This window comes from Novosphingobium aquimarinum (assembly GCF_009746585.1).
GTDB classification, from domain to species: Bacteria; Pseudomonadota; Alphaproteobacteria; order Sphingomonadales; family Sphingomonadaceae; genus Novosphingobium; species Novosphingobium aquimarinum.
In genome coordinates this window covers 43,997-68,730 of sequence record NZ_WRPO01000011.1, presented here as the reverse complement: position 1 = coordinate 68,730, position 24,734 = coordinate 43,997, and the positions used below count along the sequence as shown (strand labels likewise).

The 24,734-nt window shown below is 65.3% G+C and carries 22 protein-coding genes; 14 read left to right on the top strand and 8 right to left on the bottom strand.

All coding sequences use genetic code 11. The features are described from left to right. Positions 1-42 precede the first annotated feature (42 nt). The 3 genes from GQO94_RS12320 to GQO94_RS12310 all read left to right on the top strand — a co-directional run bounded on the left by GQO94_RS12320 (position 43) and on the right by GQO94_RS12310 (position 2,259). Positions 43-813, top strand: coding sequence for a MerR family transcriptional regulator (locus tag GQO94_RS12320; RefSeq protein WP_156841863.1), 771 nt, complete (start codon positions 43-45; stop codon positions 811-813). Positions 814-887: 74 nt separating this feature from the next. Then, complete coding sequence (locus GQO94_RS12315) at positions 888-1,793, top strand: CHAD domain-containing protein (RefSeq protein WP_156841862.1); 906 nt, start codon at positions 888-890, stop codon at positions 1,791-1,793. Positions 1,794-1,797: 4 nt separating this feature from the next. Then, positions 1,798-2,259: a CYTH domain-containing protein gene (locus tag GQO94_RS12310; protein ID WP_156841861.1), complete on the top strand. Its 462-nt coding sequence runs from the start codon at positions 1,798-1,800 to the stop codon at positions 2,257-2,259. 55 nt (positions 2,260-2,314) lie between these two features. On the opposite strand, the gene GQO94_RS12305 is transcribed toward GQO94_RS12310, so the two are convergent. Further along, complete coding sequence (locus tag GQO94_RS12305; protein WP_156841860.1) at positions 2,315-2,773, bottom strand: c-type cytochrome; 459 nt, start codon at positions 2,771-2,773, stop codon at positions 2,315-2,317. 59 nt (positions 2,774-2,832) lie between these two features. Then, positions 2,833-3,372, bottom strand: coding sequence for an acyloxyacyl hydrolase (locus tag GQO94_RS12300; protein ID WP_198045941.1), 540 nt, complete (start codon positions 3,370-3,372; stop codon positions 2,833-2,835). Between the two features lie 138 nt (positions 3,373-3,510). On the opposite strand from GQO94_RS12300, the gene GQO94_RS12295 reads away from it, so the two are divergent. The 5 genes from GQO94_RS12295 (at position 3,511) to GQO94_RS12275 (ending at position 9,906) form a co-directional block, all read left to right on the top strand. Further along, entirely contained in the window at positions 3,511-4,929 is a 1,419-nt protein-coding gene (locus GQO94_RS12295) for an MATE family efflux transporter (protein ID WP_156841858.1), read from the top strand. 201 nt (positions 4,930-5,130) lie between these two features. Beyond that, positions 5,131-5,436 (top strand): co-chaperone GroES, encoded by a 306-nt coding sequence (gene groES, locus GQO94_RS12290; RefSeq protein WP_156841857.1) that lies wholly within the window; start codon positions 5,131-5,133, stop codon positions 5,434-5,436. A gap of 49 nt (positions 5,437-5,485) precedes the next feature. Continuing rightward, entirely contained in the window at positions 5,486-7,132 is a 1,647-nt protein-coding gene (gene groL / locus GQO94_RS12285; protein WP_156841856.1) for a chaperonin GroEL, read from the top strand. Positions 7,133-7,475: 343 nt separating this feature from the next. Then, positions 7,476-8,489 carry a serine hydrolase gene (locus GQO94_RS12280; RefSeq protein ID WP_156841855.1) on the top strand — a complete coding sequence of 338 codons (1,014 nt, stop codon included), beginning with the start codon at positions 7,476-7,478 and terminating at the stop codon, positions 8,487-8,489. 319 nt (positions 8,490-8,808) lie between these two features. Then, positions 8,809-9,906, top strand: a complete 1,098-nt coding sequence (locus GQO94_RS12275; RefSeq protein WP_156841854.1) for an acyltransferase family protein — start codon at positions 8,809-8,811, stop codon at positions 9,904-9,906. Here GQO94_RS12275 and GQO94_RS12270 read toward each other — a convergent pair. Together GQO94_RS12270 and GQO94_RS12265 are read right to left on the bottom strand one after the other, a co-directional pair. Then, positions 9,841-10,116 carry a nuclear transport factor 2 family protein gene (locus GQO94_RS12270; protein WP_156841904.1) on the bottom strand — a complete coding sequence of 92 codons (276 nt, stop codon included), beginning with the start codon at positions 10,114-10,116 and terminating at the stop codon, positions 9,841-9,843. The two genes, GQO94_RS12275 and GQO94_RS12270, sit on opposite strands and share 66 nt — an antisense overlap. A 99-nt stretch (positions 10,117-10,215) precedes the next feature. Beyond that, positions 10,216-10,515, bottom strand: a complete 300-nt coding sequence (locus GQO94_RS12265) for a hypothetical protein (protein WP_156841853.1) — start codon at positions 10,513-10,515, stop codon at positions 10,216-10,218. A 307-nt stretch (positions 10,516-10,822) separates the two neighbouring features. On the opposite strand from GQO94_RS12265, the gene polA reads away from it, so the two are divergent. Together polA and GQO94_RS12255 are read left to right on the top strand one after the other, a co-directional pair. After that, positions 10,823-13,678 (top strand): DNA polymerase I, encoded by a 2,856-nt coding sequence (gene polA, locus GQO94_RS12260; protein ID WP_156841851.1) that lies wholly within the window; start codon positions 10,823-10,825, stop codon positions 13,676-13,678. 81 nt (positions 13,679-13,759) lie between these two features. After that, complete coding sequence (locus tag GQO94_RS12255; protein WP_156841849.1) at positions 13,760-14,911, top strand: mechanosensitive ion channel family protein; 1,152 nt, start codon at positions 13,760-13,762, stop codon at positions 14,909-14,911. Positions 14,912-14,932: 21 nt separating this feature from the next. Here the strand turns inward: GQO94_RS12255 and GQO94_RS12250 are convergent, their stop codons facing one another. The 3 genes from GQO94_RS12250 to GQO94_RS12240 all read right to left on the bottom strand — a co-directional run bounded on the left by GQO94_RS12250 (position 14,933) and on the right by GQO94_RS12240 (position 20,259). Beyond that, complete coding sequence (locus GQO94_RS12250) at positions 14,933-16,507, bottom strand: ABC-F family ATP-binding cassette domain-containing protein (RefSeq protein WP_156841847.1); 1,575 nt, start codon at positions 16,505-16,507, stop codon at positions 14,933-14,935. 156 nt (positions 16,508-16,663) lie between these two features. Next, a complete protein-coding gene (locus tag GQO94_RS12245) occupies positions 16,664-18,979 on the bottom strand; it encodes a CDC48 family AAA ATPase (RefSeq protein ID WP_156841845.1) in 2,316 nt (771 codons plus the stop codon). Between the two features lie 497 nt (positions 18,980-19,476). Continuing rightward, positions 19,477-20,259 carry a universal stress protein gene (locus tag GQO94_RS12240; protein WP_156841843.1) on the bottom strand — a complete coding sequence of 261 codons (783 nt, stop codon included), beginning with the start codon at positions 20,257-20,259 and terminating at the stop codon, positions 19,477-19,479. A 160-nt stretch (positions 20,260-20,419) separates the two neighbouring features. Here GQO94_RS12240 and GQO94_RS12235 point away from each other — a divergent pair, with 160 nt between their 5' ends. From GQO94_RS12235 to GQO94_RS12225, 3 genes are read left to right on the top strand one after another with little or no spacing between them, the layout of a single operon-like run. Next, a complete protein-coding gene (locus GQO94_RS12235) occupies positions 20,420-21,139 on the top strand; it encodes a CoA transferase subunit A (RefSeq protein ID WP_156841841.1) in 720 nt (239 codons plus the stop codon). After that, positions 21,139-21,774, top strand: coding sequence for a CoA transferase subunit B (locus GQO94_RS12230; RefSeq protein ID WP_156841839.1), 636 nt, complete (start codon positions 21,139-21,141; stop codon positions 21,772-21,774). Before GQO94_RS12235 ends, GQO94_RS12230 begins: the two co-directional genes overlap by 1 nt. Positions 21,775-21,784: 10 nt before the next feature. Next, positions 21,785-22,738, top strand: coding sequence for an NAD-dependent epimerase/dehydratase family protein (locus GQO94_RS12225; protein WP_156841837.1), 954 nt, complete (start codon positions 21,785-21,787; stop codon positions 22,736-22,738). A gap of 83 nt (positions 22,739-22,821) precedes the next feature. On the opposite strand, the gene GQO94_RS12220 is transcribed toward GQO94_RS12225, so the two are convergent. Further along, positions 22,822-23,778, bottom strand: a complete 957-nt coding sequence (locus GQO94_RS12220; protein ID WP_156841835.1) for a glutathione S-transferase family protein — start codon at positions 23,776-23,778, stop codon at positions 22,822-22,824. Positions 23,779-23,954: 176 nt separating this feature from the next. Here GQO94_RS12220 and GQO94_RS12215 point away from each other — a divergent pair, with 176 nt between their 5' ends. Further along, a complete protein-coding gene (locus GQO94_RS12215; protein ID WP_156841833.1) occupies positions 23,955-24,500 on the top strand; it encodes a glutathione peroxidase in 546 nt (181 codons plus the stop codon). Positions 24,501-24,734 lie beyond the last annotated feature (234 nt).

Below are 24,734 nucleotides of genomic sequence, written 5' to 3'. Positions count from 1 at the left end.
CGGGCTTGCAGTTGACGCAGCGTCAAGCGCTAGCAAAGCGTCATGACCGATTCGCTGACCATCGACGAAGTTGCCCGCCGCACCGGGCTGACGCCGCGCGCGCTGCGCTTTTACGAGGGGCGCAAGCTGGTCGCGCCACTGCGGACCGGCTCCGGACGCCGGCTCTATTCGCGTGCTGATCTCGAACGCCTGCATCGCATCGTCGCGCTGAAGCGCGCCGGTTTCGCCTTGTCCGACATTGCCCGGCTGTTGTCGCACCAATCGGTTCCGATCGCGCCGGTTCTCGAAGTGCAGCTTGCCGCGCTCGAAGCGCAGCGCGCCCAGATCGACGCTGCGGCACATGCGCTGCGCGCCGCCTTGTCCCGCATCGAGGGCGGCGAGCCCCTCGACACCGCGACTCTCTGCTCGCTGATCCGACATGGAGATACGATCATGACCCAGAAAGACGCGTGGGACGCCTTGAGCGAGCCTTATATGACCGATCAAGCGAAGGCCGATTTCGCCGCAGCCCGACCGCGAATGCCCGAGGGGTTCGACCAGGAAAGCTATGGCAAGGCCTGGGCCGACCTCGGCGCCAAAATAAAGGCGGCGCTACCGCTCGATCCGGCGAGCGGCGAGGCGCAGGCGCTGCTCGACGAATGGAACGCGCTGCTCCAGCCCTTCGCGGCGGTTGCGACCCCGGCGATGCGCGAAAGCGTGGTCCGGATGTACGACGACATTCGCAATTGGTCCGACGGCGCGCCGAGCCCCGGTTTCGATCACGAGGTTTGGCAGTTCATCCACGCCGCCGCGAAGGCACGCCCCGCCGCCTAAGCAACTATATTACGAATCCATGACAATGCGTGCTAACCCTTGGTCCGCACTCGTGGCGGGCTAAGGGCTCTGGCATGGCATACAGACTGAAACGCAAGGACAAGTCCGTCGAGGACGCCTTGCGACGAATAGCGTGCGAGCAGATCGATCGCGGGCTTCGCGCGATCGCGGAAGCCGAGACCGCCGTGGCGGTGCACGACGTGCGCAAGCGCTGCAAGAAGTTGCGCGGCCTCGCCCGGATGGTGCGGCCCGCCTTTTCCGATTTCGCGACGGAGAACGCGGCCTTCCGCGACATCGCCGGGCGCATTTCGCAAGCTCGCGACGCCAAAGTTATGCAGGATACGTACGACGCGCTGATGGAGCACTTTGCGGCTCAGGTCGATCGCAGCGCGCTCGGTTCGATCCGGCGCCGGTTCACGCTCGACCTCAAGGCGACGCGACAGGACGGGCTGGGCGATGCGCTGGGCGAGGTTGAAAGCGAGCTGCGCGCGGCGCGCGAGCGCGCGGCGGAATGGACGCTCGATGCAGGCAGTTGGGACGCCCTCCGGAAAGGCTTCGCCAAGACCTATGCGAAGGCGCGCAAAGCCGCGGCGAAGGCCCGCGAAAGCGGCTCCAGCGAGGACTTTCACGATCTGCGCAAGCGCATCAAGTACCATTGGTACCACACGCGGCTGCTCTCGGACGTCTGGCCCGAGCTGATGGCGGTGCGCGAAGCGAGCGCCAAGACGCTGGCGGACGAGCTAGGCAATCATCACGATCTTGCGGTGTTCGAAGCGTACCTCGCCGCCGATCCCGAACGCTATGGCGCGCCGCGCGACGTCGAGACAGCGATCGGCCTGGCGCGGGGTCGCCGCGCTCGGATCGAGGCGGAAGCCTGGCCCTTGTGCGATCGCCTGCTCGCGCAGGAGCCAAAGGCGCTCACGGCGCAGATCGGTGCCTTGTGGCACATCTGGAAGACGCCGCGCGAGACGACGGCCTGAGATCATGGGCCAGGAAATCGAACGCAAGTTTCTCGTGCGCGGCACGGGCTGGCGCGCGCTCGCCGATGCGGGCCGCAGCATTCGCCAGGCCTATCTGGCGCGCGGCACCGCGGAGATCCGGGTGCGGATCCTCGATGATCGCGAAGCGCGGCTGACAGTGAAGTCCGGCAAGCCCGGGCTCGAACGGCAGGAGTTCGAATACGCCATTCCCCTTGCCGATGCCGAAGCGATGCTGGCGTTGCGCACAGGCGACGTGATCGCCAAGCGGCGCCACCGTTTGCCGGCCGGGAACGGCCTTACGTGGGAGATCGACGTCTTCGGTGAGGCGCAGCATGGCTTCGTGCTCGCCGAAATCGAACTGACCGACAAACATGCCGCGTTCGCGAAGCCCGACTGGCTCGGCGACGAAGTGACCGGCGATCCGCGCTATTCCAACGCCGCGCTCGCGCTCACGCGGCGCAGTTGAGGCGTTCGCAGGCGCATGACGGTTTCATGAGGCCAGCGCTTCCCGCGCGGATCGCTCACTTCAGCGTGACGAGATAATCGATGATCGCCTTGCGCTTGGCCGGATCGGAGACCGGGAGGGCCATCCTGGTGCCCGGCACCATCTTCATCGGATTGGTCAGCCATTGATCGAGCGTCGCGCGGTTCCAGACGATGCCCGAAGCCTTCAGCGGCGCGCTGAAGGCATAGCCCGGCACCGCGCCCGCCTTTTCGCCGACGATGCCGTGCAGGCTCGGCCCAATGCCGTTCTTGCCCGGCTCGACCGAATGGCAGGCTCGGCACACGGCGAATTCGGCTGGCGGCGTACCGGCAGCGGCTATGGCGACCGGGGTCGGCGTGGCCTTCGACGGGCTGCCGGCCGACGGTGTCGGCTCGGTTGCAGTGTCGGGCGATGTGCTTTCGGATGCGGGCTCGCCGCCACAGGCCTGGAGCAGGAACACGGCGGGTAGAATGACAGGTAAAAGTCGCAGATTCATGATCAAGGGCACCTCGCGGCGGCCGTTCCTATTGCGCCGCGCCGCAGCGTCAAGAGGCGCTACTTGATCTTCCAGCCAAGGCGCACGCCCATCATGTCGATGCCGGGGTTCTGCTTGGAGTTGAACAGGCGCGCGTGGCTGATGTGCATCCAGCTCGCTTCCACCGCCAGCCGCTCGGTCACGCGATAGCCGAGCCCGATCTCCGGTTCGAACAGCACGCGGCTGCCGAGATCGGTCTCGCGCCCGCGCACCGGATCGAAGCGCGAGGACGGGCCATCGTGCACCACGAGGCCGACTGCCGGACGCAGGTAGACGCGGCGCTTGCCGATGGTCCAGCTGAGCCCTCCACCCGCGAACGAAGTGTCGCCCGCCGTGTTCACGCTGCCGATCAGGTAAGGCGCCGGTTTGCCGATTGCGCCGAGGCTTTCGATCGGTGCGAAGCGATAGCCGGCCGCGATATCCGCGCCGCTCTCTCCCGTATAGAACGTCAACGGCGTATCGACTGCGTGGACATAAGCGCCCGCGAACACCTCCTGCGCATGCGCGGTGACGGGCAACGCGGCCGTGGAGGACAGGACGAGCAAAGCAAGGCGGGACAAGCGCATCTTCGGGCAAACTCCGGCAGGAACGCGCTCGCTCCTGCCCGTGTTTTGCTTGCCGCAAGCTGAAGCGAAATGGCCCGGTGGGCAGAAAAGCGGTAGCCCCGGCGCGCGGGGCATTATAGGCGCGGGGCCGCCATGCGCGACACCGATTTCCTCGAATTGCCCGAAGAGCGGCCCTGGCGCGGCGAGTTCGCCGCGACGTTCGCGCTGTCGTGGCCGCTGGCGCTCGCCAACCTGCTGCAGATGTTGACGTATGCGGTCGACGTGATCTTCATCGCCCGGCTCGGCCCGCTGGAGCTTGCCGCATCGTCGCTGTGCGTTTCGTACTTCGCGCTGGTGACCTGGGGGCTGGTCGGGCTGACCGGCGCGGTGGCGCCGCTAATGTCCTCAGAGCTCGGCGCGCGCGCGCCTGCGCTGCGTCCGGTGCGGCGCGTGATGCGCATGGGGTTGTGGCTCGCGGTGCTTTCCGGCGCGCTGGGAATGATCGTGTGCCTTTTCGCCGACGAGCTGATGACCGCGACCGGGCAGGATCCGCGGATCATCGGCATGGCGCGCGAATACATGGGCGTGCTGCTGCTCTCGACGATCCCGATGATCGTCGCCAATGTGCTGCGCTCGTTCGTTTCGGCGCTCGGTCGCCCGGTGATCGCGACCGTGATCACGGCAGGCGGGATCGGCGTCAACGCGCTGGGCAACTACGCGCTGATCTTCGGCAATCTCGGCGCGCCTGCACTCGGCCTGACGGGCGCCGCGCTTGCCACGCTGACGACCTCGCTGGCGATCGTCGCGGCTTACTTCGTGGCGATCGCGTTGGACCCGCGGATGCATCGCTATCACATCCTCGGGTTCTGGTGGCGGGCGGACTGGCCGCGGATGCGCCAGCTGATCCGGGTCGGGTCTCCCATCGGGCTCACGGTCGTCGCCGAGGGCGGCATCTTCGCCGCGGCCGCGTTCATGATGGGCCGGCTCGGCCCGACCGAGTTGGCCGCGCACACGATCGCGCTGCAGCTTGCTGCGCTGGCCTTCCAGGTGCCGTTCGGGGTCAGCCAGGCCGCGACGATCCGGGTCGGCTATTTCTTCGGCGCGCGCGATCGCGACGGTGTGACACGCGCGGGCTGGAGCGCGCTGGCGATCGGCACCGGCTTCATGGCCTCGACCGCGCTTGCCATGCTCCTGGTGCCTCAGTGGCTGCTGACGCTGTACATCGATCCGTGGGACCCGGCGAACGCCGCGTTGGTCGCGCTGGCGCTGCGGTACCTCGGAGTCGCCGCCGCGTTCCAGTTGTTCGACGGCATTCAGTCGGTGGCGGCCGGGGTCCTGCGCGGCTTGCAGGACACGCGCGCGCCGATGTTCATCGCGATCTTCGCCTACTGGCTGCCCGGCTTCGGCACCGCCATGGTGCTCGGCTTCGGCACGCCGTTGCGCGGCGTGGGCGTGTGGCTCGGGCTTGCCATCGGACTGATCGTTGCTGCGGTGCTGCTGGTCACGCGCTGGCAACGGCGCGAGCGTCTCGGCTTGTTCGAGCGCACGCACGGGCCCGTCCCTCCACTCTGACCGCGCGCGCCGCGAACGCAGCGCGACATTTACCGGTTATTGCCCTCGTCCTGTCCCGAAAAAGGGGCCGCCGCGCGAAAAAAATCTTGTCGCGCGGGTGTTGACGCACATGTCCCGCAGGCACATATGCGGGCCGTTGGCACTCTCCATCCATGAGTGCCAACCCCAGTTTTTTAGACCATTGGATGAGGGAGAACCCCCATGAGTTTTCGTCCGTTGCACGACCGTGTTCTCGTGCGCCGCGTCGAGGCCGAGGAAAAGACGGCCGGCGGCATCATCATTCCTGACAGCGCCAAGGAAAAGCCCGCCGAAGGCGAGATCGTTGCTGCTGGCAACGGCGCTCGCTCGGACGATGGCAAGATCACGCCGCTCGACGTCAAGGTGGGTGACCGCGTGCTGTTCGGCAAGTGGTCCGGCACCGAGGTCAAGGTCGACGGTGAAGACCTGCTGATCATGAAGGAAAGCGACATTCTCGGTGTGATCGAGAAGGCGATGGCTCCGGCCTGATCGGCCGCGACTCCTTCAGTCTCAACACGAATTCAAGAGGAACAAAGATATGGCAGCCAAGGACGTCAAGTTCTCGCGTGACGCACGCGAAGGCATCCTGCGCGGCGTGGATACGCTCGCGAACGCGGTAAAAGTGACGCTCGGCCCCAAGGGCCGCAACGTCGTCATCGAGAAGAGCTTCGGTGCGCCCCGCATCACCAAGGACGGCGTGACCGTCGCCAAGGAAATCGAGCTCAAGGACAAGTTCGAGAACATGGGCGCGCAGATGCTGCGCGAAGTGGCCTCGAAGGCGAACGATGCCGCCGGTGACGGCACCACCACGGCGACCGTGCTCGCGCAGTCGATCGTGCGCGAAGGCATGAAGTCGGTTTCGGCCGGCATGAACCCGATGGACCTCAAGCGCGGCATCGATCAGGCCGTGATCAAGGTCGTCGAGAACCTCAAGAACCGTTCGAAGGACGTTTCGGGCTCGTCCGAGATCGCCCAGGTCGGCGTGATTTCCGCCAATGGCGACCGTGAAGTCGGCGAGAAGATCGCCGAGGCCATGGAAAAGGTTGGCAAGGAAGGCGTGATCACCGTCGAAGAGGCCAAGGGTCTTGAATTCGAACTCGACGTCGTCGAAGGCATGCAGTTCGACCGCGGCTACCTCTCGCCCTACTTCGTCACCAACCCCGACAAGATGACGGTCGAGCTCGAGAACCCGTACATCCTGATCCACGAGAAGAAGCTCTCGAATCTGCAGTCGATGCTGCCGATCCTCGAAGCCGTGGTGCAGTCTGGCCGTCCGCTCCTCATCATCGCCGAGGACATCGAGGGCGAGGCTCTGGCCACGCTCGTCGTCAACAAGCTGCGCGGCGGCCTCAAGGTCGCGGCCGTGAAGGCGCCTGGCTTCGGTGACCGTCGCAAGGCCATGCTCGGCGACATCGCCACCCTGACCCAGGGCGAGATGATCTCCGAGGACCTCGGCATCAAGCTCGAGAGCGTTACCGTCGGCATGCTTGGCGAAGCCAAGAAGGTCACGATCGACAAGGACAACACGACGATCGTCGACGGCGCCGGTTCGAGCGAAGAGATCAAGGCTCGCGTCGAGCAGATCCGTTCGCAGATCGAGAACACCACGAGCGACTACGACCGCGAGAAGCTCCAGGAGCGCCTCGCCAAGCTCGCCGGCGGTGTGGCCGTGATCAAGGTTGGCGGTGCCACTGAAGTCGAAGTGAAGGAGCGCAAGGATCGCGTCGACGACGCGCTGCATGCGACTCGCGCCGCGGTTGAAGAAGGCATCGTCCCCGGCGGCGGTACCGCGCTGCTCTACGCCACCAAGGCGCTCGAAGGCCTGACCGGTGAGAACGAGGACCAGACTCGCGGCATCGACATCGTTCGTCGCGCGCTTCAGTCCCCGATCCGCCAGATCGCCGAGAACGCCGGCTTCGACGGCGCCGTCGTTGCGGGCAAGCTGATCGACGGCAACGACGAGAAGCAGGGCTTCAACGCTGCGACCGACGTCTATGAAGACCTCGTCGCCGCGGGCGTGATCGACCCGACCAAGGTCGTGCGCACCGCGCTGCAGGATGCGGCCTCGGTCGCCGGCCTGCTCATCACCACCGAAGCGGCGGTGAGCGAGCGTCCGGACGACATGCCCGCCATGCCCGCCATGCCGGGCGGTGGCATGGGTGGCATGGGCGACATGGGCTTCTAAGTCCCGACGTCCATTCTACCGAAACCGAATCCGGGTCGGAGAGTTCGCTCTCCGGCCCGTTTTCGTGTCTCCAACGTTTTGCTCGCATCGCGCGGGATGGGCATAAGCCCGACATTCGCCGACAAAGCGTGGTTTGTCATCGACGAATGGTGCGCCTGCCACGATCGTTCGCGGCGGCGCAGGATTGTGTCTCAAGGCCTTTGTGCGTAGTCTCTTATCACGAGGGATCAACGCGCTACCCATGGTGAAAGCCGCGACCGCCCCGTCCGAAACCCGATGCGCGTTTTCGTCGGTGCGGCGGTTAAGCTTTTCCTCAGGTGGCCTAGGATAGGGTAACTCCTGCATGGCACTGGCAGGCAACATATCTGTTTTCAAACGCGTCGTCGCAGCCCTGGCGCTGAGCGCGGCTGCGCTGGCGCCGCTGGGCACGGCGCAGGCGGCGGGCAGCGAAGTCGAGCTCGCGTTCGACAAGACGTTCGGCACCGAACAGCGCGGCCCGCGGGTCTACGACACTGCGTTCGAAGCGCGCATCGCCAGCCTCGCCAACGCCTCGCAAGGCCGCATCGGCGTGGCTGCGATGGATCTCAAGACCGGCAAGGTCGTCGACGTACTGGGCGACCAGCGCTTTCCGATGGCCAGCACCAGCAAGATCGCGATCGCCGCAACCTTCATGGAAGGCGTCGAGCAGGGCCGCTGGAGCCTCACCAGCGAATTCCCGATGATGATGCCGGTGCGCTCCGAACCGTTTTCGACTGCGGTCGCGCCGGTGCGGGCCGGGGAATACTATTCGGCCGAGCGCCTGATCGAACTGATGCTCACGCGCAGCAACAATTACGCCACCGACGCCCTGCTGCGCGTCGTCGGCGGCCCGCGCGCGGTCAATGAATGGACGCGCCGCGCCGGGATTACGGACTGGCAGATCGACCGCGACATCGCCACGCTGGTGCGCGACGACGGTGCCATAAACCCCGCCGAAGTGATCGACACGCGCGACAGCGCGACGCCGCTCGCCATGGTTCAGCTGCTCGCAGGTCTGCACGAAGGCAAGTGGCTGTCCGATCGCAGCCGCGCCGTCATTCTCGGCGCCATGGGCCGCTGCGTCACCGGCAAGCGCCGGATCGTCGCCAATCTGCCGAGCGAAGCACGAGTCGCGCACAAGACTGGATCGCTGTTCAACACCTCGAGCGACGTCGGCATCATCCAGACGCCTGACGGCCGTTCCTTCGCAGTCGCGATCTATGTGACGGGCCAAGGCACGCGCCTCAACCGCGAGGCCCGCATCGCCTCGATCGCCCGCGCGCTCTACGACGGCTACGAACAAGGCAAATTCGGCGTCGTCCGCACCGCGGCGCGCTGAACCCAGCGCGCTGGCCGCGCCGGGCTGCGGCCCGGGCTCACGACGCGCTCCCTAAGGAGTCAGTCCACCTTGGTCGGCGCGGGTGCGCGCTCGACCCTGCCCCGATCCCTTTCAAATCGCTTCGCATTTCTTCGGGAATCCTCTGAGCAGGGCGCGGGCGATTCCAGGAATCGCTCCGATCCCGCGCGAGTGACGGTTTACAGCGACCCGCCCGTCGCGATCTACCGTGTCGAGTGCGAAGCGGCGCGCGCGGCTTGAGCCACGCTCCTGGCGGAGCCGGGTGGTGTCGCTTCGATCATCCGATGTCCGGGGCCGTGCGATGAAGCGCTATGAATATCTCGACAGTCTGCGCGGGATCGCAATCCTCGGGGTCGTCCTGACGCATGCCGGGCTGGCCGTCGAAGGTCTGCCGCAAGGGCTCGAGTCCTTTTCGCGCAGCGGCCTGCGCGGCGTGCAGCTGTTCTTCATGGTCAGCGCGCTCACGCTCTGCCTCGTGTCGAAGCCGGACAGCCTCGACTTAAGGCGCTTCTATCTGCGACGCTTCTTCCGCATTGCACCCATGTTCTACGCCGCGGCGATGTTCTATGCGCTCGCCCGCGGGCTACTCGACATTAGTTTTGCGCCGGTTCCGGTGACGCTGCTGGATGCCGTCACGACCGTCTTGTTCGTGCATGGCTTCAACCCGCACGGGATCAACAATGTCGTGCCGGGTGGTTGGAGCATTGCTTCGGAAGCGATCTTCTACGCGCTGTTTCCCCTCGTGTTGGTCCATGCGCGCAGCGTTCGGCTATGGCTCGGGATTGTCGCGGTGTCGTTCGCCATTGCTCTGGCCAATGCGGCCATCCCGCGCGTGATGGGGATCGAGGATCCGATGTGGCGGGATTTCTTCCACTTCAATTTCCTGACGAACCTGCCTTCGTTCGCGACCGGGGTGTTGATCTTCACCATTCTCCGCAAGACCGGCGCATCGGCGTCGAACGGGCGCTGGCGCGTCGCCGCTCTTGCCGCAATCATCGCGGCGATCGTCACGCTGGGAGCCATGGGCAGCGCGATACCGGGGGACCAGTTGCTGATGATCCCCATCCTGGGGACGCTGACCTGGATGGCTGCCGTGACGGAGCCGAGACTCATCGTCAACCGACCGCTGTCTCTGCTCGGCGAGCTCAGCTTCAGCATCTACTTGTTGCACTTCATCGTGCTGCACTACGTGGATGCGCTGGTCCCGCAGGACCTGGCGCCCATCGCCCGGCTGGGAATGCTTTACGGTGCGACGGTCGTCATTTCGGCGCTGCTTGCCTGGGGGACATACCGCTTTATCGAACGTCCCGGGATCCGCATCGGCCACCGCCTCTCAGAACAGTTCGGCCGTTCCCGTCAAGCACCCGCCACCGCCGAGTTCGGCGTCGGGCCAACGTGAGCCGTCGCCCGCCTCGTGGATCGCTTCGGGAATGCAGGTCATGTCGGCGAACTCGCGTGCGAACATCGCGCGGATCAAGTCGCGGCCCTGGACGGGCGCCTGCGTGACCTGGTGATTGGCCGCATCCGGCGCGTCAAGCGCGGCGAGCCCCTCGGCATCGCTGGCGTTATAGCGTGCGACCCAGGTTTCGACGATGGCTTTGGACGCCATCATTCGGATCCTCCCTTCTGGTTCAGGGAGCGCCCACAAAAGAAGAGGGGCGCTCCGGTCGACCGGAGCGCCCCTCGACGTTTGCAAGCGGATCGAAGCTTACTGCTTCATCTCAGCTTCGGCGTCGCGAGCGGCGTTCTCGGCGGCGTCGGCGGTGTCGCCAGCGGCGTCGGCGGCTTCGGCGCCAGCGTCCTTGGCGGCTTCGCCCATTTCGTCGGCGGCGGCCGAAGCGTCGGCAGCGGCGTCACCCATGGCGTCGGCGGCGTCGGTCGCCATCATGCCCATGTCGTCGGCAGCCGACGAAGCCGTGGCTTCAGCGGAGTCCTGAGTGGTTTCCGAGCAAGCAGCGAGAGTGAGCGCGCCGATGGTAGCGGCAGCGGCGAGAACGATCTTGCGCATGTGGTTGTATTCCTTGAACAGCGATTGGAACGAGCACGGCTTAGACCGGCCCGAAAGCCTACCCATCGGATAGACTTCGCCGCGTGAAATAAACGTCTTGTCGCATAGGCGCAAGTGCATGCCGACGATTCGCACATCAGCCGGTCGCAATTCACCTCAGATTACGACAGTAAACGCAAACTGTGGCAAGGATATGTCCATTTCCGGGAAACGTGCCCCAATTGCGCTCCGAGCCCGTCGTTCTTGTCCCAGATCATTGCCACAGATGGGAAATGACCTTGCGCGCGCGCGCTGCTAGGGACCGGTCATGGAGCCCAAGCAGCATCTCTACCTGGTCGACGGATCGGCCTATATCTTTCGCGCCTATCATCGCCTCCCGCCGCTGACGAACCCGGAAGGCACCCCGGTCGGTGCGGTCTACGGTTACACGACGATGTTGTGGAAACTGGCCGAGGATCTCAACAAGGCGGACGGGCCGACGCATCTCGCAGTGATTCTCGACAAGTCGTCGCATTCGTTCCGCAACGAGCTCTACGATCAGTACAAGGCCAATCGCCCGCCGCCGCCTGAGGACCTCGTCCCGCAGTTCCCGCTGATTCGCGACGCGACCCGCGCTTTCAGCTTGGCCTGTATCGAGGAAGAAGGCTTCGAGGCGGACGATCTCATCGCCAGCTACGCCCGCGCCGCCACGCGACGGGGCTGGGACGTGACGATCGTCTCGTCCGACAAGGACCTGATGCAGCTCGTCGGCCGGTGCGGCGATCCCGCCGACGGCCATGAAGGTGGCTGCATCGACATGCTCGACACGATGAAGAACGCGCGGATCGACGTGCCCGAAGTGATCGAGAAGTTCGGCGTTCCCCCCGAGAAGGTGGGCGACGTGCTCGCGCTGATGGGCGATTCGGTCGACAATGTCCCCGGCGTCTACGGGGTTGGCCCCAAGACCGCGACCAAGCTCATCCAGGACTACGGCGATCTCGAATCGGCACTGGCCGCCGCGCCGGAGATGAAGAAGTCCAAGCTGCAGGAACGCTTGATCGAGCAGGCCGACATGGCGCGCCTCTCGCGCGTGCTGGTGACGCTGAAGGAAGATTGTTCGCTGCCGATCGCGATCGAGGACTTCAGGCTCGATGCGATCCCGCCGGAACCGCTTGGCGCCTTTCTCGAGACGCACGGCTTCACCAGCTTGCTGAAGCGCCTGCATGCCGGCTCGGGCAGCCCCGAACAGGCGACTCGGCTCAATCCGGCCAAAGCCGTGACCGCCGGCGCGGCCCCCGCCGAAGGCGCGGCGCGCCAGCCGCTGCCGGAGATGCCGCCGGTCGATCGCGAGGCCTACAAGTGCGTCACCACCGTCGGCGAACTCGACGAATGGATCGCGCGGTCTGCCGCGGCGCGCGTGGTCGCCATCGACACCGAGACCTCCGCGCTCGATGCGATGCGCGCCGATCTGGCCGGGATCAGCCTGGCGCTCGGCCCCAACGATGCCTGCTACATTCCGCTCGGCCATGGCGGGACCGACATGTTCGCGGAGAAGCCCGAGCAGGTTGCGAAGGACGAAGCGCTCGCGCGGCTGAAACCGCTGCTGGAAAGCGATGCCATCCTCAAGGTCGGGCAGAACATCAAGTACGACATCAACGTGCTCGCCCGGCACGGCATCGAGGTGGCGCCGGTCGACGACACCATGATCGTCTCGTTCTGCCTCGATGCAGGCCGCCAGCTCGAAGGCATCGGCGGCGGGCACGGGATGGACGAATTGTCCGAGCGGCACTTGTCGCACACCACGCTGACTTTCAAGGACATCTGCGGCAGCGGCAAGAAGGCGATTCCCTTCGGCGAAGTCCCGCTCGATCGCGCGACGCAATATGCCGCCGAGGATGCCGACGTCACCTGGCGCCTGCACGCCCACCTCAGGCCCCGGCTCTCGTTCGAGGGTGGGACGCGGATCTACGAGCGGGTCGATCGCCCGCTGATCCCGGTGGTCGCGCACATGGAGCGTCAGGGCATCAAGGTCGATCGCGACAAGCTCGCGCACCTTTCGAGTCAGTTCGCCGAGGCCATCGGCGGGATCGAGAAGGAGGTATTTGCCAGCGTCGGTCAGGAATTCACCATCGGCAGCCCCAAGCAGCTGGGCGAAATCCTGTTCGACAAGCTGGGCTACAAAGGCGGCCGCAAGGGCAAGTCGGGCCAGTACTCGACCGATCAGGCCGTGCTCGAAAAGCTGGCAGGCGAGGGCGCCGAAGTCGCCAACAAGGTGCTCGAATGGCGCCAGCTTTCCAAGCTGCGCTCGACTTATACCGAGGCGCTGCAGGCCGCGATCAACCCCGATACCGGCCGCGTCCATACCTCGTATTCGCTGGTCGGCGCGCAGACCGGGCGGCTTTCCTCGACCGATCCCAACTTGCAGAACATCCCGATTCGCACCGAGATCGGCCGCCAGATCCGCGACTGTTTCGTCGCCGAGCCGGGCAACGTGCTGCTCTCGGCCGACTATTCCCAGATCGAACTGCGCCTTGCCGCCCACATGGCGGACGTGCCGAGCCTCAAGGAAGCCTTCGCCAACGGCGAGGATATCCACTCGCGCACCGCGATGGAAATGTTCGGCACGGTCGATCGCGACACCCGCGGCCGCGCCAAGACGATCAACTTCGCGATTCTCTACGGCATTTCGCGTTGGGGGCTCGCGGGCCGCCTCGGCACCGAGCCCGACGAGGCGCAAGCGATGATCGACCGCTATTTCGAGCGCTTCCCCGGTATCCAGCGCTACATCCACGAGACGCTCGAGACGGTGCGCGCGCTGGGCTATTCGGAGACGCTGTTCGGCCGCAAGACCTGGTTTCCGCGCATCACGTCGAAGAATCAGGCCGAGCGCCAGGGCTCGGAACGCGCCGCGATCAATGCGCCGATCCAGGGCACCAGCGCCGACATCATCAAGCGCGCCATGGTCCGCATACTCCCCGCGCTCGCCGATGCGGGCCTGCCCAACGTGCGGATGCTGCTGCAAGTGCACGACGAACTGGTGTTCGAGCTGCCCGAAGGCGATGTCGAAGCCGCCGCTCCGGTGATCGAGCGGGTGATGAGCGAAGCCGCGCTGCCGGCGGTGAAGCTCGACATCCCGCTCGGCGTCGAGATCGGCCACGGATTGAGCTGGGGCGCGGCGCACTGATCGGCAGCGAAATCCTCCGACCCTGCACAGACAATCACGACACCCGCTTGCAAATGCTGCGATGCAGCATAATCTAGGGGCATGCTGGACCCGTATCATCAACTGATCGGTGGCCTGCCCGAATGGGCACAGCAGTCGGTCACCGCCGCCATCATCGCTTTCATCGCGGTCACGGTCGCGCTCGTCATCCATGCAGTGGTCTTCCGCGTGTTGCGAAGACTGGCGGGTGCCACCGCGTCGAAATCCGATCATATCCTGGTGTCTCGCATCGCGCGGCCCACCCGCTGGGCCTTGATAGCCCTCGCGCTGGTGGTGGCGGCGCGCGAGACACCGGCGCTCGAAGCCGTGTGGGAGCGGCTCGGCGGGCTGGTGATGCCGCTGATGATCGGCTGGATGGCGCTCGCCATCCTCCACGCCCTGGTCGAAACCGCGATCCTGCGCAGCGACATCTCGATGGACGACAACCGGCGCAACCGCCGGAAGCGAACGCGGATCTCGATCTTCGGGCGGATCGCCAGCTTCGCGATCGTGTTCGTCACCGTCGGGATGATGTTGCTCTCGATTCCCGGGGTGCGCGACATCGGCGTGACGCTGGTCGCATCGGCAGGTCTGGCGGGCCTTGCGGTCGGCGCGGCCGCGCAACCGGCGCTCAAGTCGCTGATCGCGGGCTTCCAGATGGCGCTGACCGAGCCGGTGGTGATCGGCGATGCCGTGATCATCGGCGGCGAGTGGGGCTGGATCGAGGAGATCCGGATGACCTACGTCGTGGTCAAAGTCTGGGACGAACGGCGGCTTGTGGTCCCCACGCAGAAGTTCCTCGACGAGATCTTCCAGAACTGGACCAAGACCACATCGCAGCTGCTCGGAACCGTGATGCTCTACGTCGATCCGATGACCGAGCTCGAGCCGTTCCGGGAGAAGTTCTACGAGCTGGTCGAAAGCAACGCGCGTTGGGATAAGCGGGTGAAGCACATGCAAGTGACCGAGCTCACGCGCGATGCAATCGAGGTGCGTTTCCTGATGACCGCCAAGGATTCGCCCACCCTGTTCGACTTGCGCTGTGACATTCGCGAGGCGCTGATCGCCTGGATTCGCGAGACTCGGCCCGAAACGATCGTGCGCAATCGCATCATGCCGGTTTCGGCGGTCGAGCTGAGTGCGACGCCGTCGATGGTCGAAATGATCGGCGAACGCAGCGATACCGCGGATCGCGCGCGCGCGGCCAACGCCTGACGGCTTCGCCCCGGCAAGACACTAGAGCGCGATGGTTTCGGTCAGGCGCAGCCTCGCGCGAAAGGCGGGGTCGTGGCTCACGCACAGGATCGCGCCGTCGTAATCCGCCAGCGCCATCTCGAGCAGTTCTAACGAAGCCAGATCGAGGTGATTGCTGGGCTCGTCGAGCACCAATAACTGCGGCGGCTGCGGCCTTGCGAACAGCCCGGCGAGTGCGAGGCGCATGCGCTCCCCGCCGGAGAGGCTTGCCGGATCGCGCTCCGCCCAGGTGTTGCGAAACCCCGCGGCCGCGAGCGCCGCATGCGCCGCGTGCGCGTCGAGACCGGGTGCGAGCCGGCGGATCGCATCGAGCACGGTCGCGGTCCCATCCAGCAGTGTCAGATTCTGGTCGAGCAGAGCCGAACGATCGCGATCGCACCGGACTTCCCCATGCGCGGGGGGCTCGAGTCCCAGCAGGATGCGCACGAGACTGGTCTTGCCTGCGCCGTTGCGACCCGTGAGGGCGATTCGCTGCGGCCCGCGCACCACGATATCGAGCGGGCCGAACAATTGCCGCGCGTCGCGCCGGCAGACGATGCCGCGCGCTTCGATCAGCACGTGGTTCATCGCGAGACCGCAGGACGGCAGGTCGAGCCGGACCGGATCGAGCACTTCGATCCGTTCGCGGACCGCGGCAAGCTCCGCCTGTGCCTCGCTCACCACCGCATCGCCTTGCCCGCGCACGCGCCCGGCAGTGGCCTCGGCCTGACGTTTGCGCGCGCCGAACAGGATCTTCGGTTCGCCACCGCGCGTCCCGGCCTGCCGACCTCGCGCATCGCGCCGCGCCTGCTTCTCGCGCGCCTGCTGGCTTTCGCGCCGAGCTTGCGCCAGGCCCTGCCGGCCCTTTTCGACGTCGCGTTGGGCCGCTTCGCGCTCAGCGTCCCGACGCTCGGCAAACAGCGCCCAGCCGCCGCCGATGCGGTGGACGCCCGTTTGGGTGAGCTCGATGATCGCATCGACGTCGGCGAGAAGCGCGCGGTCATGGCTGGCGACGATCGCGCCACCGGGCCAGCTTGCGAGCAATTGCGCCACCGCCGCGCGCCCTTCGGCATCGAGATTGTTGGTCGGTTCGTCGAGCAGCAGCACGTCGGGTTCGCCCAGCAGCATGCCGGCGAGCATCAGTCGGGTGCGCTCGCCCCCGCTCAGCGTAGCCAAAGGCCGGTCCGGCGCGACCTCGGCGAAACCGGCCGCGGCAAACGCGGCCTCGAGCCGGGCGGGCAGGGACCAGTCGGCGCGGTCGAGATCGTCGGCGCGCGCCTCGCCCGCTTCGATCCGCGCAATCACCGCCAGCGCATCCGCGCATTCGAGCGCATCGCCCACGGTCGCGTCGGCGGCACGGGGCAGCTGGCGCAAGCTGGCAACGCGCGCTTGTGTCGTGATTGTGCCTGCGGCCAGCGGATATTCACCCGCAATCGCGCGCAGCAGGGTCGACTTGCCCGAACCGTTACGACCGACAAGGCCCAGAATCTCGCGGCCCAGCGCGAAAGTCAGATCGGAAAACAGGCGAGTGCCATCGGGCGTCGCGCACGAAACGCGGTCGAGTGTCAGCAATGTCATGGGTCAACACCGGCAAATAGCGTGAGGAAGGGCTGCTATGTGCTCAGATGTTCATCGGACCGGCGTCTCCGTTTAAAGCCAGAAAGATACTACCGCGCGTTTTCTGCAACGGCAAGGACTGCGCGGGATGGATGATCCCGCGCAGTCCTGCAGCGATCAGTCGCCGTGCTTCTTCTCGCGAATCGGCTCCAGCATGCCGGGCGTGATGAAGCCGATCGGCTCCACCGCCATGGCGCGCTTCTTCAGTTCGCCCTTCATCTTGTTGTATTCTTCTTCCATCTCGGCCGTCACGGTCGCGCGGCTGTCTTCCAGCGCTTCCTCGAATTCCGCTCGCGATACGGTGCTGACTTCGGCGCCGTGCTTGCGGATCGCGATCAGGCCGGCGCGGCGCACCACGTCTTCCAGATCGGCGCCGGTGAAGCGCTCGGTCCGCGCGGCGATGTCGGCCAGCGAGACGTCCTCGCCCAGCGGCATCTTGGCGGTGTGGATGCCGAGAATGTGTTCGCGGCCCGCCTGGTCGGGAGTGCCGACGTAGACCAGCTCGTCGAAGCGACCCGGCCGCAGCAGCGCCGGATCGAGCAGCGCCGGGCGGTTGGTGGCGCCCACCAGCACGACCGATTGCAGATCCTCCATGCCGTCCATCTCGGTGAGCAGCGTATTGACCACGCGTGCGGTCACTTGCGGCTCGCCCATCGAACCGCCCGATCCGCGCGCGGGCACCAGGCTGTCGATCTCGTCGATGAAGATCACGCAAGGCGCGACTTGCCGGGCGCGGGCGAACAGCTTGGCGATCTGCTGTTCGCTCTCGCCGTACCATTTCGACAGCAGGTCCGAGGACTTGATCGAGATGAAGTTGGCATCTGCCTCCTTGGCGACGGCCTTGGCCAGCAGCGTCTTGCCCGTGCCCGGAGGCCCATAGAGCAGGAAGCCCTTGGCCGGGCGAATGCCCAGCTTGTGGAAGCTTTCCGGGTTCTTGAGCGGAAGTTCGATGCCTTCCTTCAGCTTCATCTGCGCATCGTCGAGCCCGCCGATGTCTTCCCAGCCGATGTCCGGCACTTGCACCATGACTTCGCGCATCGCGCTCGGCTGGACGCGCTTGAGCGCCTCGACGAAATCGTTGCGCTCGACCGAAAGGCTTTCGAGCACTTCGGCCGGGATCGTGCGCTCCTCGAAATCGATTTGCGGCATGATCCGGCGCACCGATTCGATCGCCGCCTCACGCGCGAGCGCGGCGATGTCGGCCCCGACGAAGCCGTGCGTGGTGCGGGACAGCTCCTTGAGGTCGACATCGGCGCCGAGCGGCATGCCGCGCGTGTGGATCGTCAGGATCTCGCGACGACCGCTTTCGTCCGGCACGCCGACGATGATCTCGCGATCGAAGCGACCCGGACGGCGCAAGGCCGAATCGATCGCTTCGGGGCGATTGGTGGCGGCGATCACGACCACGTTGGCGCGGCTGTTGAGGCCGTCCATCAGCGTCAGCAACTGCGCGACGAGGCGTTTCTCGGCTTCGCCGTGGACCTGGTCGCGCTTGGGCGCGATCGAATCGATCTCGTCGATGAAGATGATCGCGGGACTGGACTTGGCCGCCTCCTCGAACACTTCGCGCAGCGCCTTCTCGCTCTCGCCATAGCCCGAACCCATGATCTCGGGGCCGTTGATGAGCAGGAAGTTCGCGTCGCTCTCGTTGGCGACCGCCTGCGCGAGGCGAGTCTTGCCGGTGCCTGGCGGGCCATGCAGCAACACGCCCTTCGGCGGATCGACACCCAGGCGCGTGAACAGCTCGGGATAGCGCAGCGGCAGCTCGACCATCTCGCGCAGCGCGGTAATCGTCTCGCCCATGCCGCCGACATCGTCGTAGTTGATGTCGCCGCGCGGGCCTTGCGCTTCCTCGAACATTTCGCGCAGTTCGACCTCGGTGTTCTCGTCGATATGGACGATGCCTTTGGGCACGGTCGAGACGACGTTGAGGCGGATCTGCGTGAGGGCATAGGCGGGCGCGTTGAACATGCGGCGCAGCTGCGGCGGAATGTCCGCGACTTGCTGCTGGCCAGTCGTGGCGACGAGGTCGCCCTGAACCATCGGCCGGCCCGCGAAGTTGCGCTTTAGCGCCACGGTCGGGCCCTGCAGCCGCATTTCGCGATGCGCCGGAGCGAAGACCACGCGTTGCGCAGGCCGCGATTCGGCCTTTCGCACGCGCACGTGCTCGCCCGAGCCGACTTCGGCGTTGCCGCGCTGCAGGCCGTCGAGGCGGATCACTTGCAGATCCTCGTCCTCGGGATAGGCGAGCATCGCGCGCGCCACCGTCATCTGCTTGCCGTTGATTTCGAGCGTGTCGCCCTCGAGCGCGCCGATCGCGGACAAGGATGCGCGCGACAGGCGGGCGATCCCGCGACCGCTTTCTTCCTGCCTCGCGGCGGCAACCTGCAATTTGATGGTACGTACGTCTTCGTCGGTGGCAGCCTCGGCCATGCGCGTCCTTCCCGTTAGCCGGTCCAGACGGACCTACCTTGACAGCCCAACAGCTAGGAACTCGTCGAGGGGTTTTCAAACGGGAGCGTGCAGGCAGCACCGTAAAGGCGGTTTCACCCGCTTGGTGTGCCGACCATGCAATGGGCAAAAAAAGTGGCCCGATCGTTTCCGACCGGGCCCTGGAAGTTTGGGAGAGGATGCCTGAAAGGCAGGGTCTTTATGACTTCGACTCGGTTTTTGTGCAAGTGCGAAATGCTCATAGAGGGGTGTAAAATTGACAACTGATTCATGTTTCGAAGCATCGTGTTGATTTTGCGTCGAAAAAATTTTGGCTGGAGCGGGGGTTCGCAATCTGACGGTCGCGGGGCCGTCGCAATGACACCGGGCAGGAGCGATTGCGCTGCACTGCACCAATAAGGGGAGTGCCAAATCTTGCCGGGCTTTCGGCGACCTTGGCGAGCGTCGCCGGCCTTGACGTGCTTCGCCGACCTTGGCGGTCAGTGCGCCAGGAACAGCGCCAACGGTCCGGTTCCGTCCAGAAAGTGCGCGGTCACGCCGCCGAACAGGAATTCGCGCATGCGGCTCTTGCCGAAGGCGCCCATCACCAGCAGCGAAGCGCCGCTCAGTCCCACCGCGACGGCCAGCGTCTCCTCGGTCGACCCGCGCCGTTCGATTTCCTGCAACTGCGCATGGATATCGTGGCGCGAGAGATAGCGCAGCGCATCGGCTGCCGGGAAACCACCCATCTGGTCGATCACGGTGATGAGATCGACGGTACCGCAGCGGCTCAGCAGGGGCACCGCGCTGCGCAGCGCGAAAGCGGCTTCCTCGCTGCCGTTCCAGGCGATGCAGGCCTTTTCGATGGGAAAGGCGAGCGGCGCATCGTCGGCGACGCGAATCACCGGAATGGTGGCGGTCAGCGCCAGATCGCCGGCTAGCCCTTCGCCGCGCGAAACCACGACCACATCGGCGAATCGCGCTGCGCTGGCGAGCGATTCGACCGGATCGCCTTCCACGCTGAGCACATCGAACGCCACGTCTTCGCGTGCGAGGCGGGCCTTGACCGCTTCGGCGCGCTGATCGCGATCGTCGCGGATGCGATCGAGCGCTTCGCTCGCGAAATAGGTTCCGCCCATCGGATCCATCACGACGTGGGCTGCAATCGGCATATTGACCAGCGCGGTGACATGGCCACCGATCGACCTGGCGAGACTCAGCGCGGTTTCGAGCCGGGCATTGAAGCCGGCGGGACCATCGGCGCTGACGAGAATGGATTTCATGACAGCTCTCCTTTTCAGCTCGGAGTCTAACCGGTCGAACGGCGATTTCCATGACCAGGATCAAACATTCTGTAACTGGACCGCGCGGTGCGGCTTGGCTATCGCCGGGGGCGGCGCTGCATCGCAGCAGGTCAATGTCACGCAGAGGAGCCGCCGAACGATGAACAAGCTTTACCCCGATGCCGCCGCGGCGCTCGACGGCCTGTTGCGCGACGGCCTGCTGATCGCGGCCGGCGGGTTCGGCCTGTGCGGCATTCCCGAGCGACTGCTCGATGCGGTGCGCGACAGTGGCGTGAAGGACCTGACGTTCGCTTCGAACAACGCCGGTATCGACAACGAAGGCATCGGTAAGCTGCTGCGCACCAAGCAAGTGAAGAAGATGATCGCCAGCTACGTGGGCGAGAACAAGGAATTCGAACGCCAGTTCCTCGCCGGCGAGCTCGAAGTCGAGTTCTGTCCGCAAGGCACTCTGGCCGAGCGCATGCGCGCGGGCGGCGCGGGCATTCCCGGCTTCTACACCAAGACCGGCGTCGGCACCCAGATCGCCGAGGGCAAGGAAACCAAGGTGATGGAGGGCCGCAACGGCTCCGAGGAATACGTGCTCGAAAAGGGCATCTTCGCCGATCTCGCGCTGGTGAAGGCGTGGAAGGCGGACGAGACCGGCAACGTCGTGTTCCGCAAGACCGCGCGCAACTTCAATGTGCCCGTCGCCACGTGCGGCAAGGTCTGCGTGATCGAAGTGGAAGAGATCGTGCCCACCGGATCGCTCGATCCCGACACCATTCATCTGCCTGGCGTCTACGTCCAGCGCATCATCGTGGGTGCGCCCTACGACAAGAAGATCGAATTCACGACCACTCGCGAGAGGGAGACGGTATAATGCCCTGGGATCGCAATCAAATGGCCGCCCGCGCGGCGCAGGAGCTGGAAGACGGCTTTTACGTGAACCTTGGCATTGGCATTCCGACGCTGGTCGCGAACTTCGTGCCGACCGACATCACCGTCACGCTGCAAAGCGAGAACGGCATGCTCGGCATCGGCCCGTTTCCCTACCCCGAGGATGTCGACCCCGACCTCATCAACGCGGGCAAGCAGACGATCAGCGAACTGCCGCATTCGGCCTACTTCGATAGCGCGCAGAGCTTCGCGATGATTCGCGGCGGCCACATCGACGTGGCCGTGCTCGGCGCGATGGAGATCGCCGAGAATGGCGACATCGCCAACTGGATGATCCCCGGCAAGATGATCAAGGGCATGGGCGGCGCGATGGACCTCGTCGCCGGGGTCAAGAAGATCATCGTCGTGATGGAGCACACTTCCAAGAACGGCGATCCCAAGTTCATTCCCGAATGCACACTGCCGCTGACGGGCAAAAACGTGGTCGACATGATCGTGACCGACTTGTGCGTCTTCCAGCGCCCCGATCACGAAAGCCCGTTCAAGCTGGTCGAACTGGCGCCCGGCGTCACGGCCGAGGATGTCGCGGCGAAGACGACCGCGCATTACGTCAGCTAGGTAGATTGCGATGAGAGTGCTGCTCACCGGGTCTTCGGGCTGGCTGGGACGGCACCTCGCGCCGCTGCTCGCCGAGGCCGGTCACGAGGTGACTGGCCTCGATGTCGCGCCGGGGCCGCACACGCGGGTTACCGGATCGGTGGCGGACCGGGACCTGGTGTTCCAGACCGTCGCGCACTTCGGCATCGAGGCGGTGGTCCACGGCGGCGCGCTGCACAAGCCCGACATCGCCCGCAACCCGCGCCAGGCGTTCATCGATACCAACGTCACCGGCACGCTCAATCTGCTCGAAGCGGCGGCCGAGGCGGGGCATCGGCGCTTCGTCTTCACTTCGACCACCTCGCTGATGATCCGCGCCGACGTGCGCGCCGGGGCGGGCGAGCGCGGTGCCTGGTGGATGACCGAGGACTTCGGCCCGCTTGCGCCGCGCAACATCTACGGCGTCACCAAGCTGGCGGCGGAAAACGTGTGCCGCATCGTCTCGGCCGAGACCGGCATGGCCGTCGCGATCCTGCGCACGGGTCGCTTCTTCCCCGAAGACGACGACACGCACGTCGATCCGCCGGGCGAGAATCTCAAGGCCAACGAATTCCTCAACCGGCGCTTGTCGGTGGCGGACTGCGCGCGGCTGCATCTCGCCGCACTGGATCGGATCGAAGGCTGCGAAGTCCTGATCGGTTCCGCCCCGCCTCCGTTCGCGCCCGCGGAGGCCAAAGAGCTCGCGCGCGATGCGCCCGCCGTGATCGCCCGGCATTTCCCCGATGCGGCCAAGCTTTACGCGGCACGCGGCTGGCGGCTGCCGGCGACGATCGAGCGGGTCTACGATCCCGGCAAGGCCGAACGCCTGCTCGGCTGGCGCGCGCAAACCGATTTCGGCGCGATCCTCGCCGCCATGCGCGAGGGGCGCGAACTGCCGCTGGATCACGACCCCGAATTCGTCTCGCCGGTGCTGTCGGCCGGATAGGTCCGCTTTTTTCGGATCGCATCCCGCCAGGAGTTGTATCGCTGGAAGGAGGTTCCGCCTCCAATGACGCGGTGCCCGAAGGCTCAGCCAAACTGCAGTTCAGGTCCGACGGGGACGATCTGGGTGGGATTGATGCTCGTGTGGCTCTGGTAATAGTGCCGCTTGGCGTGATCCATATGGATCGTTTCGGCAATCTCCTCGCGCCCCGCCAGGGCGAGCATGTAGCGATACAGGTTGGGCAGATCGGCGATGCGCTTACGATTGCATTTGAAATGACTGTAATAGACCGCATCGAAGCGCAGCAGCGTGGTCAGCAGCCGCACGTCCGCTTCAGTCAGTCGATCTCCAACGAGGTAATCGTGCCCCTCCAGTCGCGCCTCGAGCCAGTGCAGCGTTTCGAATAGCGGTTCGACCGCCTCTTCGTAGGCTTCCTGCGTCGTCGCGAAGCCGCTTTTGTAGACGCCGTTGTTCACGTTATCGTAGACCCGCTCGTTCACCGCGTCGATTTCGGCGCGGCAGTCCTGCGGATAGAGGTCGATGTCGTTCGCGCCGAGGTCCGCGAATGCCGTGTTGAAAATGCGGATGATATCGGCGCTCTCGTTGTTGACGATGCGGCGCTCGTGCTTGTCCCACAGGACAGGGACCGTCGCCTTGCCCGAGACATCGCTCTTCGCGATCGAATAGAGTTCGTGGATCGTACCTGCATTCTCGTTCGGATCCGGGATCACTCCGGGGCCTTCATCGAACGTCCAACCGCGATCGCGCATCAGCCAGTGCGTGACCGAGACGGGGAGGAAATCCTCGATCCCCTTGAGGCGTCGCGTGATCAGGGTGCGATGCGCCCAGGGGCAGGCGTAGGATACATAAAGATGGAACCGGTCGGGCTCGGCCTTCACCGCGGTTTGTCCATCGGGACCAGGCGAGCCATCCGGCGTAATCCAGTCGCGGAATTCGCTGGTCGTGCGTTTGAACGAGCCGTCTTCATCGGCGAAACCCTCATCACCGGTCCGCCAAATGCCATCCTTGAGGTACCCGCTCATCGCCTTCGTCCTTTCGCTGCCTGTTCGCGTTCGAAGACGCTAGCGCGCGACGGGTGGTGAGGTTCCGAGCCAGGGGCGCGGCGCGCGAAGTCGACGCCGGGCGATAGTCGCGCTTGCCGGGGCGCGCGGCGCACCCCATACCTGTGGCAAGTGAATCGCAAATTGGAGAACCCTCTGTGACCGAACTCGCCTCCATTCCGCTGACTCGTATCGACGGGGCTTCCGACAGCCTCGCCCACCATCAGGGCAAAGTCTTGCTCGTGGTCAACGTCGCCAGCAAGTGCGGGCTGACGCCGCAGTACGAGGGGCTGGAGAAGCTCTACAAGGAATATAGCGACAAGGGATTCGAAATCCTCGGCTTTCCCGCCAACGATTTCGGGGCGCAGGAGCCGGGCACGGCTGACGAGATCGTGGAATTCTGCCAGCTCAACTACGGCGTCAGCTTCCCGCTCTACGAAAAGGCCCCGGTCTCCGGCGCCGATAAGCAGCCGCTCTATGCCGAACTGACAAGCGAAGCGCCAACCAAGCAGGGCGATGCCGAAGGATTCCGCGAGAAGCTGCGCGGTTTCGGCATGACGCCCAACGAAGATCCCGAAGTGCTGTGGAACTTCGAGAAGTTCCTGATTGCCAAGGATGGTTCGGTCGCCGCCCGCTTCGCGCCGACCACTGCGCCCGACGATCCGGCGCTGCTATCTGCGATCGAGGCTGAACTGGCGAAGTAGGTTCTCGCCGCTCGGTGGTCGCGCCTGTCCTTCGACAAGCTCAGGACGAGCGGAGGTTGGTGGTTTTTCGCTCCGGGCTGAAGGGCCCCGCCCGTCCTTCGATAAGGTCAGGATGAGCGGGGCTTGGTGGCTGTTCGGGCTGGGTCGAGCAGACCTGCCGGTCGCCCACACCCGCTCGCCCTGAGCCTGTCGAAGGGCAGGCGTCACGCCCGAAGAATCGGACTGAGCGCAGGA

Coding starts and splice junctions, on each gene's coding strand:
- GQO94_RS12220 (WP_156841835.1), bottom strand. CDS start 23,778: ATGAGCGGGTACCTCAAGGATGGCATTTGGCGGACCGGTGATGAGGGT.
- GQO94_RS12310 (WP_156841861.1), top strand. CDS start 1,798: ATGGGCCAGGAAATCGAACGCAAGTTTCTCGTGCGCGGCACGGGCTGG.
- GQO94_RS12255 (WP_156841849.1), top strand. CDS start 13,760: ATGCTGGACCCGTATCATCAACTGATCGGTGGCCTGCCCGAATGGGCA.
- GQO94_RS12275 (WP_156841854.1), top strand. CDS start 8,809: ATGAAGCGCTATGAATATCTCGACAGTCTGCGCGGGATCGCAATCCTC.
- GQO94_RS12305 (WP_156841860.1), bottom strand. CDS start 2,773: ATGAATCTGCGACTTTTACCTGTCATTCTACCCGCCGTGTTCCTGCTC.
- GQO94_RS12250 (WP_156841847.1), bottom strand. CDS start 16,507: ATGACATTGCTGACACTCGACCGCGTTTCGTGCGCGACGCCCGATGGC.
- GQO94_RS12240 (WP_156841843.1), bottom strand. CDS start 20,259: ATGAAATCCATTCTCGTCAGCGCCGATGGTCCCGCCGGCTTCAATGCC.
- GQO94_RS12320 (WP_156841863.1), top strand. CDS start 43: ATGACCGATTCGCTGACCATCGACGAAGTTGCCCGCCGCACCGGGCTG.
- GQO94_RS12245 (WP_156841845.1), bottom strand. CDS start 18,979: ATGGCCGAGGCTGCCACCGACGAAGACGTACGTACCATCAAATTGCAG.
- GQO94_RS12280 (WP_156841855.1), top strand. CDS start 7,476: ATGGCACTGGCAGGCAACATATCTGTTTTCAAACGCGTCGTCGCAGCC.
- GQO94_RS12225 (WP_156841837.1), top strand. CDS start 21,785: ATGAGAGTGCTGCTCACCGGGTCTTCGGGCTGGCTGGGACGGCACCTC.
- groES (WP_156841857.1), top strand. CDS start 5,131: ATGAGTTTTCGTCCGTTGCACGACCGTGTTCTCGTGCGCCGCGTCGAG.
- GQO94_RS12235 (WP_156841841.1), top strand. CDS start 20,420: ATGAACAAGCTTTACCCCGATGCCGCCGCGGCGCTCGACGGCCTGTTG.
- GQO94_RS12295 (WP_156841858.1), top strand. CDS start 3,511: ATGCGCGACACCGATTTCCTCGAATTGCCCGAAGAGCGGCCCTGGCGC.
- polA (WP_156841851.1), top strand. CDS start 10,823: ATGGAGCCCAAGCAGCATCTCTACCTGGTCGACGGATCGGCCTATATC.
- GQO94_RS12230 (WP_156841839.1), top strand. CDS start 21,139: ATGCCCTGGGATCGCAATCAAATGGCCGCCCGCGCGGCGCAGGAGCTG.
- GQO94_RS12270 (WP_156841904.1), bottom strand. CDS start 10,116: ATGGCGTCCAAAGCCATCGTCGAAACCTGGGTCGCACGCTATAACGCC.
- GQO94_RS12265 (WP_156841853.1), bottom strand. CDS start 10,515: ATGCGCAAGATCGTTCTCGCCGCTGCCGCTACCATCGGCGCGCTCACT.
- GQO94_RS12315 (WP_156841862.1), top strand. CDS start 888: ATGGCATACAGACTGAAACGCAAGGACAAGTCCGTCGAGGACGCCTTG.
- groL (WP_156841856.1), top strand. CDS start 5,486: ATGGCAGCCAAGGACGTCAAGTTCTCGCGTGACGCACGCGAAGGCATC.